This window comes from Neobacillus sp. NPDC093182, assembly GCF_044754045.1.
This window is the reverse complement of sequence record NZ_JBIVOI010000009.1, coordinates 168,070-178,875: the sequence shown is the minus strand read 5'-3', so window position 1 is coordinate 178,875 and position 10,806 is coordinate 168,070. Positions and strand designations below refer to the sequence as shown.

The 10,806-nt window shown below is 41.1% G+C and carries 6 protein-coding genes; all 6 read left to right on the top strand.

Annotated features, from left to right (window positions below):
* The first annotated feature begins 59 nt into the window (after window positions 1-59).
* On the top strand, window positions 60-938 hold the full coding sequence (locus ACIQAA_RS17600; protein WP_402621863.1) for a sugar phosphate isomerase/epimerase family protein: 879 nt from the start codon (window positions 60-62) through the stop codon (window positions 936-938).
* A gap of 14 nt (window positions 939-952) precedes the next feature.
* A complete protein-coding gene (locus ACIQAA_RS17595) occupies window positions 953-2,050 on the top strand; it encodes a Gfo/Idh/MocA family protein (RefSeq protein ID WP_402621862.1) in 1,098 nt (365 codons plus the stop codon).
* Between the two features lie 123 nt (window positions 2,051-2,173).
* Window positions 2,174-4,459, top strand: a complete 2,286-nt coding sequence (locus tag ACIQAA_RS17590) for a glycoside hydrolase family 3 C-terminal domain-containing protein (protein WP_402621860.1) — start codon at window positions 2,174-2,176, stop codon at window positions 4,457-4,459.
* 226 nt (window positions 4,460-4,685) lie between these two features.
* Window positions 4,686-5,804 (top strand): alpha/beta hydrolase, encoded by a 1,119-nt coding sequence (locus ACIQAA_RS17585; RefSeq protein WP_402621858.1) that lies wholly within the window; start codon window positions 4,686-4,688, stop codon window positions 5,802-5,804.
* Window positions 5,805-5,895: 91 nt separating this feature from the next.
* Entirely contained in the window at window positions 5,896-8,421 is a 2,526-nt protein-coding gene (locus tag ACIQAA_RS17580) for a glycoside hydrolase family 3 N-terminal domain-containing protein (RefSeq protein WP_402621856.1), read from the top strand.
* A 26-nt stretch (window positions 8,422-8,447) separates the two neighbouring features.
* Window positions 8,448-10,724, top strand: a complete 2,277-nt coding sequence (locus ACIQAA_RS17575) for a glycoside hydrolase family 3 protein (protein ID WP_402621854.1) — start codon at window positions 8,448-8,450, stop codon at window positions 10,722-10,724.
* The last annotated feature ends 82 nt before the right edge of the window (window positions 10,725-10,806 follow it).

Here is a 10,806-nt window from a genome sequence, read left to right as displayed (position 1 = left end):
TTTAGAAGTAATAAGAATAAATCTTCAGACAGAAATTTAATAAAAAAGGGGAAGTAAACATGACAATGTCCATTGGATTAAATTTGTTCTCAGTATTCCGGGAATTAAACGAGGATTATTTTGGTACTCTCGAAAAGGTCGCTGAAATGGGTTATCAAAATATTGAGTTGATTTCCAGTAATTTTTCAACAGGAGAACGTTTTACAGACACATTCTCTCTTCCAGTTATCAAGAGGAATTTAGACGAGCTAGGTTTGAAGGCGTTTGCTGCACATGAAGGGGTTGCACCAGGTAAAGCGATTATTGATGGCAGCTGGGATCACATTATTGAAGAAAATGCAGCACTTGGGTGTCAATCTATTGTTTTTCCAATGGCTTTTATCTCAGGCCGTGAGGATACCTTACAAACAGCGGAACAACTTAATGTAATCGGTAAAAAGTGTAAACAAGCGGGTCTTGATTTTTATTACCATAACCATGCACATGAGTTTAAGAGAGTGAGAGAAACTTCATTATTTGATTTGTTAGTAGAACATACAGATCCGGAGCTTGTGAAATTTGAGCTGGACCTTGTATGGGTGATGAGAGGCGGATATAATCCCATTTCCTTGCTTGAAAAACTTGGGAATCGCTGTGACATGATCCATCAAAAGGATTTAGGGACACATGTTGACCCAATTAATATCTTCACAGCATTAAGTGAAGAGAATAAGGAAGACACGATGAAACTATATAGAGAAATTGTGAAACCTACTGATTTTGTCAACCTTGGTACAGGGATTATGAACTTTGAAGAAACCTATCAAAAGTTGAACGAGATGGGAATCGTCCGTTATGCAATTGTAGAAAACGAAGGGCAGCAGGGAAATAAGTTTACTAGTATTGCCAGTGACCTGAAAGTAATGGAGAAATATGTACAAGGACTTATAAAAAATTAGGAGGGGTGTTTCGTATGGCAGCAAAGTTAAAAGTTGGAATTATTGGTTGTGGAGGAATTGCCAATCAAAAGCATATACCATCATTGGCAAAGCTTAGTCATTTGGCAGAAATGGTTGCATTTTGTGATGTAGTGGAGGAAAGAGCTATTATGGCTGCGGACCAATTTGGCACAAATGAGGCAAAAGTGTATACCGATTATAAGGAATTATTACAGGATGAGTCCATTGACGTTGTTCATGTTCTAACTCCTAATCTGCAGCATTCCTTTATTACAGTGGATGCATTAGAAGCAGGCAAACACGTAATGTGTGAAAAGCCAATGGCGATTAATTCCAAGGAAGCACAGGAAATGATTGATGCAGCAAAACGTACAGGCAAGAAGCTGACAATAGGCTATCAAAACCGTTTTCGTGATGATTCTGAAGTATTGTATAAAGCGTCAAGAGCGGGGGAATTCGGTGATGTTTATCTTGCAAAGGCGCATGCTATTCGAAGACGTGCTGTTCCAACATGGGGGGTATTCCTTGATGTTGAACAACAGGGTGGCGGTCCATTAATTGACATTGGCACACATGCATTAGATTTAACGCTATGGTGTATGGACAATTACAAACCACAATCGGTAACCGGTTCTGTCTTTTATAAGCTTGCAGATAAATATGAAGGGAACATGTTCGGTCCATGGGACCCAGAAACGTTCGAAGTAGAAGATTCTGCTTTTGGATTTATTAAAATGCAAAATGGGGCTACGATTATTCTCGAATGTTCTTGGGCTTTAAATACAACGGATGTCCGTGAAGCAATGACAACGTTGTGTGGTACAGAAGGCGGTGCAGAAATGAAGGCAATGCCTGGTTCACCTACAAGTGAGTTAGTTTTCAACAGTACAAAATACGGAAAGTTGGTTGAAACGAAACCTGCAACTGGGGGTGGAATTGCTTACTTTGATGCTGGTGCAGAAGAACCTGGGGTAAAAGAAGCAAGACAATGGCTGGAATGCATTATCAATGATACAGAACCACTTGTAAAACCAGAGCAAGCGTTAGTCGTTACACAAATACTAGAAGCCATATATGAATCAGCAAAAACAGGGAAAACAATTGAGTTTTAAACCATGTATCAATTGATAAATGACATAAGAAAACGATCATTGTATCAATTTGATTTGAAACCTGAATCGTTTAATACAATCGTGTTAAAAAACTAAAACATTGTTAAAGTTGGAGGGTTCATAATGAAACGAGATATCAAACAAATCATTTCCCAAATGACATTAGAGGAAAAAGCAAGCCTATGTTCTGGATTGGATTTCTGGCATTTAAAAGGGATTGAACGATTGGGGATTCCATCAATTATGGTCACAGACGGACCACATGGTCTTCGTAAACAGGCACAGGGGGCAGACCATTTGGGGATTTATAATAGTGTGCCGTCCACTTGCTTTCCATCTGCTGCTGGAATGGCCAGCTCCTGGAATCGCGATCTGATTCAAAAAGTGGGGGTTGCACTTGGGGAAGAATGCCAGACAGAAGATGTAGCGGTATTGCTAGGACCTGGGGTGAATATTAAACGATCGCCGCTTTGTGGAAGAAACTTTGAGTATTTTTCCGAAGATCCTTATTTGGCATCTGAAATGGCAGCCAACCATGTCAAAGGTGTTCAAAGTCAGGGAGTCGGTACGTCCCTAAAACACTTTGCTGCCAATAATCAGGAGCACCGAAGAATGTCAACAGATGCTGTGGTGGATGAAAGAACATTGCGCGAAATTTATTTGGCGAGCTTTGAAGGCGTAGTCAAACAATCCCAGCCATGGACGGTCATGTGCGCCTACAACAAAGTGAATGGAGAATACGCTTCTGAAAATGAATATTTGTTAAATGATATTTTAAAAGATGAGTGGGGCTTTGAAGGATTTGTTGTTTCCGACTGGGGTGCAGTGAATGAACGTGCAGACGGACTCTCAGCCGGATTGGAACTTGAAATGCCATCAAGTAACGGCAGCGGCGATCAAAAAATTGTCAACGCTGTAAGAAACGGTAAACTGTCTGAAGAAAAATTGGATAAAGCTGTAGAAAGATTGTTACGAGTTATTTTTATGAGCGTTGATCATAAAACAGAAAATGCTGTTTATAACAAAGATGAACATCACCAGCTGGCCAGAGAGATGGCTAGAGAAAGTATGGTGTTATTAAAAAATGAAGACAATGTTCTTCCGTTGAAAAAGCAAGGTACAATCGCAGTAATTGGTGAATTTGCAAAGAAACCAAGATATCAAGGCGGCGGAAGTTCACATGTCAAACCGACAAAGTTGGAAAACATTGTCGAAGAAATTGAAAAATCAGCAGGCAAGCAATCGAATGTTTTATATGCTCAAGGTTACAGACTTGATTCAGACGAGATTGATGGTACGCTGATTGCAGAAGCAAAAGAAGTGGCGGCGCAAGCTGACACGGTTGTTCTTTTTGTCGGACTGCCAGACCGTTACGAATCCGAAGGCTACGACCGTGAACATTTGCGTATGCCGGCAAACCACCGTCAATTAGTGGAGGCAGCAGCGGAAGTGAACCGCAACATCGTTGTCGTGTTAAGCAACGGCTCTCCAATTGAAATGCCATGGCTAGGTAATGTAAAAGGGGTGCTTGAAGCTTATTTAGGCGGGCAGGCACTTGGCGGTGCTATCGCTGATTTATTATTTGGTGATGCAAATCCAAGTGGAAAATTGGCGGAAACATTCCCTAGACAATTAAGCGATAACCCTTCTTTCCTAAACTTCCCTGGAGAAGGAGACAAAGTGGAATACAAGGAAGGTATTTTTGTCGGTTATCGTTACTACGATACAAAAAAAGTTGAACCGATGTTCCCATTCGGGTATGGGCTAAGCTATACAACCTTTGAATATAGCAATCTTTCCATCAGCCAAAAAGAGATTCAAGATACTGATACGGTGAAAGTCAGTGTAAATGTTAAAAACACAGGCGATCGAGCTGGAAAAGAAATCGTTCAGCTTTACGTAAAAGATGTGGAGAGCACAGTGAACAGACCTGAAAAAGAGCTGAAAGGCTTTGAAAAAGTGGACTTGCAGCCAGGTGAGGAAAAAACAGTTACATTTACTTTAAATAAGCGTGCATTCGCTTATTACAATGTTGATTTGAAAGACTGGCATGTGGAAACAGGTGAGTTTGAAATTCTGGTAGGAAAATCATCTCAAGAGATTGCCCTTACAGACAGCATCAAGGTGCAATCAACGGTTTACATTAAAAAGCCTGTTCACCGAAATACACTTTTGGGTGATTTGCTTGCTGACCCCGTTTTAGCTCCTTTGGCGAAGGAACTCTTGGCTAAACACAATCCATTCCCTGATTTAGGTGCTAACGAAGGGGAGGCAACTGAAATGATGGAGGCGATGATGCGATATATGCCGCTTCGGGCTATGGTGAATTTCAGCATGGGTGCCTTTACAGAAGAAATGCTGACAGACATGATTCAAAAATTAAATGAATATAATTGTCAAGCAGTATAGCAGGACCAAGGTGCTGACTCAAAAGGGTGAATAACGACTCTTTGAGTCAGATTTTTTATTTGGTTAACACTTTTGCATTTTTAAAAAGACGGAATAGTTAAAATAAAAAGTCGTTTTTTTAGTAAGTCCCTTTTTTATCTGCCTATTATACTTAAAAATAGAAGTCTAAATAAAAAGAAACTGACAGCGCTTTCAAACACTGAAGAGCTTAAAGGAGGTATTTGCTATGCGAAAGTACGATACTGGTACAATTGAAAAGTTGCAAAAGGAAACATCGATTATTGAAAACAACGGAGTCAAAATTATTCTAAAGCCAAGTCCAGGTGAAGAGAGACCAGGATATTTAGACCCGATGGAATTGAGTCTGATGGAAGAAAATCATTGGGCTGGGAATTTGGGCGGCGAGGAGCCGGCTGCTCAGCCGCCAATGGAAGTATTACTACCAATCATAAGGGATGCTATGGGGTTCCCAAATTATAATCTGAATACAGTAGAAATTCATACAAAATATGAAGAGATTACTAGCAGTGGAAATACGGTTGGGCTGTGGCGCTACTATCCGAGAAAGTCTCAACAAAATACGAAACGGCCGGCTCTAGTATTCTTTCATGGGGGCGGCTGGATTGGCGGCAGCGTCTATACAGTAGAAAATTTCTGTAAATTAATCGCTGAGCTTGCGGACGCAGTAGTTTTCAATGTCGACTATTCGTTGGCACCAGAAAAGCCTTATCCCAATGGCTTAAATGATAACTTTTATGCCGTAAAGCATGTTTACGATCATGCAGAAGCGTATGGTATTGATCCTGAAAAAATATGTGTTGGAGGAGACAGTGCCGGCGGAAACTATGCCGCAGCAGTCAGTCTAAAAGCGAGAGATGAAGGAACACCCAAAATTGCAATGCAGGTGTTGATTTATCCTTGTGTCATCATGTCTGATACACACTTGGATGGATATGAGTGGAATGAGAATTTCTTTGAAATTTCAGAGGAGCAAAATGATATCATTAAAAATTTCCTTACACTTGGAAGACCAGCTAAAGATGAAGAAGAAAATCCGTTTGCCGGCGCCTATGTGTCAAAAAAGGAGGATAAATTCCATCCGTATGTTAGTCCTGCTCTGGCAGAATCCCATGATGGGCTTCCTAAGACTGTTTTAGCAGGGGCTGAGTATGATGGGTTACGTGTTCAGACAGAATTTTATGCAAAGCAGCTAATGGAAGCTGGAGTAGAAACAACTTGTTTTCGTTATAAGGGTATGACCCATGCATTTATCGATAAATTAGGACATGTTGCCCAAGCTGAAGATTTATGTATCGAAATCGCCAATGCAATGAAGACGTTATAGATGAGAAACTGTGTACCCTTTATATATGTCATCAGGATGCAAGGGTTAATCGAAAACGGAAATTACAAGAAACTGAAGGGAGAAACGGAGCATGCTTGGAATTTGGAACACGATAGTAGAAACTCCACTAGCTAAAATGAAGGTTGTTTTTAACATTGATAATAATGAGACATATAGTTTACTAGTTAAAACGGAACCTATTCCTATGAATATTATTTTCGATGCAGTAACAGTAGAAGGAAATCGCCTGCAGGCATCAGGTCGATTTACCTTATTATCAGAAAATAAAGCAGAGATAAACCTTCTGTTTGCGGAAGAAACGTTTACAGGTTCTTTAACTCTCCATCCTTTTGGCGAGCTTAAAATAGAGGGGCAAAGAGGCGAGGGTGTTTCTTTATCCGATGCACTGTTAAAAGAAGTAGAAAAATACCGAAAACCGGATTCGATTAAAGAAAGAACAGAGGATGAAATCCGGGACGAAGTAGAAAAGCTACTTGGAAAAATGACCATCCAGGATAAAGTTGGGCAGATGAGCCAATGTCAGGCTTCGAATTTTTCGTTTGGCGGGGATGTTGAATCAGATCCGCCTCAGAAATTAGTTGCCGAGGGCAAGGCAGGTTCTATATTAGGTGCTTTTGATATTAATAGAGTTTTTGAACTGCAAAAAATTGCCGTTGAACAATCACCACTGGGGATTCCGCTTCTTTTCAACGCAGATATTATCCATGGACATCAAACGATTTTCCCTGTGCCGCTGGCCTGGTCTTCGAGCTGGGATATTGAGGCCATTAAACGAGCTTGTGCGGTTTCTGCAAAAGAGGCGGCTGTATCAGGTATTACATACAACCATGGCCCAATGGTGGATATTACACGAGATGCACGATGGGGCAGGGTAGTGGAAGGTGCGGGCGAAGATCCGTACTTAGGATCCTTAATTGCAAGGGCACAGGTGGAAGGGTTTCAAGGCGACAGCCTTTTTCACGAGGAAACAATCATCGCCTGTTTAAAGCACTTCATTGCCTATGGTGCAGCAGAAGGCGGACGGGACTATAATACCGTTGATATTTCTGAGGGGACATTAAGAAATGTTTATCTGCCACCTTTTAAAGCGGGACTTGAGGCTGGTGCCGGTTCTGTTATGAATGCATTCAACATTTATCAAGGAGTTCCGTTAGCGGGAAATAAAACATTATTAAAAGATTTGTTGCGTGAAGAACTTGGCTTTGATGGCATGATCATTTCCGATTATGGTTCCATCGAGGAAATTGCGATTCATGGAGCAGCAAGGGACAATAAAGAAGCAGTAAAAATGGCCGTTGATGCGACAATGGATATTGAAATGGTTACCACTGCTTATTTAAAACATTTACCTGCCTTGGTTGAAGAAGGAACCGTAAAGGAAGAGCAATTGGATGAGGCTGTAAGAAGGGTTCTCACCTATAAGTTTAAGATTGGGATTATGGATGATCCTTTTCGCTATGTGAGACCAGAGTTGGAGAGTGAGTATCATTTCTCTGCTGAGCATTTACAGGAAAGCCGGGAACTTGCAAAAAAGTCAATTGTCCTACTAAAAAATAATGGTGTCCTCCCTTTGCAAAAGGACCATGGAAAAATTGCTGTTATCGGTCCGTTCGCCAACAGCAAGGATCTTTTGGGCCCATGGCAATTTTCAAAATATGGTGATAAAACGGTAACTTTAATGGAAGGTTTATCGGAAAAATCCTTAAAGAAAGAGAATCTATTATTTGCCGAGGGCTGTATGGCAGATTGTGAAATCGAGGGCGGACTCGAGGAAGCTCTTCGTCAAGCTAAAGCAGCAGATACAATTATTCTTGCTCTTGGAGAATCTAGCGGTATGTCCGGTGAGGCTGCTTCAAGAATGGAAATTGAACTTCCTGAAGTCCAAAAAAGACTGGCTGAAGAAGTTAGTAAATTGGGTAAGCCTACTGTGCTTGTATTGACTAATGGACGGCCGCTGGTTCTGGAATGGTTTGAGAGACATATGGAAGCCATCGTTGAAACATGGTTTTTAGGCTCTGAGGCAGGACATGCCATCGCCGATGTATTGTTTGGGGAGTATAATCCGGCAGGAAAATTGACCATGAGCTTCCCGTACAAAACGGGACAAGTACCAGTTTACTATAATCATTTCAATACCGGCAGGCCATTAACAGTAAAAAATCAACAGGAAAAATTTATCTCCAAGTATTTAGACGGACCCAACCATCCTCTTTATCCATTTGGGTATGGTTTAAGCTATACCACTTTTACTTATTCTGAAATTGAATTGAATCAGAACACCATGAGAAAAGATGATGCCATTCAGGCGAGTGTTACTGTGACTAATAGTGGAAGTATGTCTGGTGAGGAAGTTGTACAGCTTTATTTACAGGACCTTTATGGAAATGTTGTACGTCCGGTTAAAGAATTAAAAGGATTTAAAAAGATACATTTGAACCCTGGAGAATCGGAGAAAGTTACGTTTTCCATTACCGAAGAGGATTTGAAGTATTACACCACAGGGATGAGCTATAAAGCTGAAGAAGGGGAGTTTAAAGTATATATAGGTACTGATTCGAAAGAAGTGAAGGAGGCGGCTTTCGAATTCATTGTTTAAGTGAAAAAGTAGAGGGAGGATTATTAATGGAAGATATTAAAACAACCATCACAACTGAAGAACAGATTAAATATGTATCTAACAACGGGGGGCCTGTGTTAGGATATTCTGAAACATCAGGTGTTACCATTATCGAAAAAGATGGCTTCTACTTTAAAGATCTTAACAAAGATGGAAAAATAGATAAGTATGAAGACTGGAGGTTCTCTCCAGAGGAAAGAGCAAAAGACCTGGCTTCGAAAATGACAATCGAGCAAATAGCAGGACTCATGTTATACAGCAGGCATCAAGCAGTTCCTGCAGGAAGTAAAAGCTGGTTTACGGGTAAATATAATGGTAAGTCCTACGAAGAGAGCGGCGCAAATCCCTGGGATTTAACGGATGAACAAATTGATTTTCTTTCAAACGATCATTTAAGGCATATTCTCATTACGACTGTTGAAAGTCCAGAAACTGCGGCACGCTGGAATAACAATATTCAAGCTTATGCAGAAGGTATGGGGCTTGGGATCCCTGCAAACAACAGCTCGGATCCGCGTCATGGTTCGGATTCAAGTACAGAGTTTAATGCTGGAGCTGGCGGTACAATTTCCATGTGGCCCGAGCCGCTTGGACTTGCGGCAACATTTGATCCGAATATTACAGCTAAATTTGCGGAAATTGCATCAAAGGAATACCGGGCATTAGGGATAACTACTGCACTTTCGCCGCAAATCGATATAGCAACAGATCCACGCTGGTTCCGATTCAATGGATCATTCGGTGAAGATTCACAGCTGTCCGCTGATATGGCCAAAGCATATGTCGACGGTTTTCAGAATTCTGCAGATGAAAAAGAAATTGCAGGGGGCTGGGGCTATGATAGCGTAAATGCAATGGTAAAACATTGGCCGGGAGGCGGCTCCGGTGAAGCTGGAAGGGATGCACATTATGGATATGGAAAATTCGCCGTTTATCCAGGCGGAAACTTTGAAGAGCATTTACTACCCTTTACAAAAGGCGCCTTTAACTTATCTGGTAAAACGGAAATGGCTTCTGCAGTGATGCCCTATTATACGATATCGATTGACCAAGATCAGGTAAATGGAGAAAATGTCGGAAATTCCTACAACACTTATATTATTCATGATTTGCTTCGGAACAAATATGGTTATGACGGTGTGGTTTGTACAGATTGGGGTATAACGGCCGATGAACCGGAGAATATTGATACGTTTATCGGAGGAAAGCCTTGGGGTGTAGAAAATCTGACTGTTCCAGAGCGGCATTATAAACTAATTCTTGCTGGGGTTGACCAATTCGGCGGAAATAATGAAGCCGGACCAATCCTTGAAGCATACCAAATGGGTGTTGCTGAACACGGGGAAGCATTTATGCGGAAGCGCTTTGAGGAATCTGCGATTCGATTGTTAAAAAATATCTTTCGCCTTGGCCTTTTTGAAAATCCTTATGTAACAGCAACGGAAAGTGTTCAAGAAGTTGGCAAGCCAGAGTATATGCAGGCAGGCTATGAAGCGCAGTTGAAGTCGATCGTTATGTTGAAAAACAAGAATGGCGTCCTGCCGCTTAGAAAGGAAAGCGTCGTATACATCCCTAAGAGATATACGCCTGCAGGTAAAGATTGGTTTGGATTTCCAACACCTGAGAAACTTGAATATCCAGTCAATATCGATATAGCTAAAAAATATTTTAAGATAACCGAAAATCCTGAAGACGCGGATTTTGGTCTGGTTTTTATTTCAACTCCGAATTCAGGGACAGGTTATAGTCATGATGATATAAAGGATGGAGGAAATGGATATGTACCAATCAGCCTCCAGTATAAACCATATACTGCGATTGACGCACGTGATGAAAGTCTTGCCGGTGACGCACGTCCGGGTGATGTGTTAAATCGTACCTATAAAGGAAAAACGGTTACCCCGAGTAATACAACGGATCTAGATTCTGTGTTAGAGACTGTTGAGATATTAAAAGGGAAACCAGTTATTGTTTCACTCCTGCTATCAAACCCAACGGTTGTGGAAGAATTCGAAGAGAGTATCGAAGCCATTATTGCAAATTTTGGCGTACAAGATCAAGCTGTATTTGACATCCTGACAGGGAAAGTTGAACCTGCAGGTCTTCTGCCAATGCAAATGCCGGCGAACATGAAAACAGTTGAAGAGCAATTTGAAGATGTTGCGCACGACATGGTATGTCATAGAGATTCTGAAGGAAATGTTTATGACTTTGCTTTTGGCTTAAATTGGGCTGGGATAATTCAGGATGATCGAACAGAAAAATATAAAAAGGAAAAATAGAAAAACAATAATCAGAGCCAGGCCGCAGCTGCCTGGCTTTATCAATTTTTAGGATTTCATTTTGCTTTCCGTTTGTGTGGAA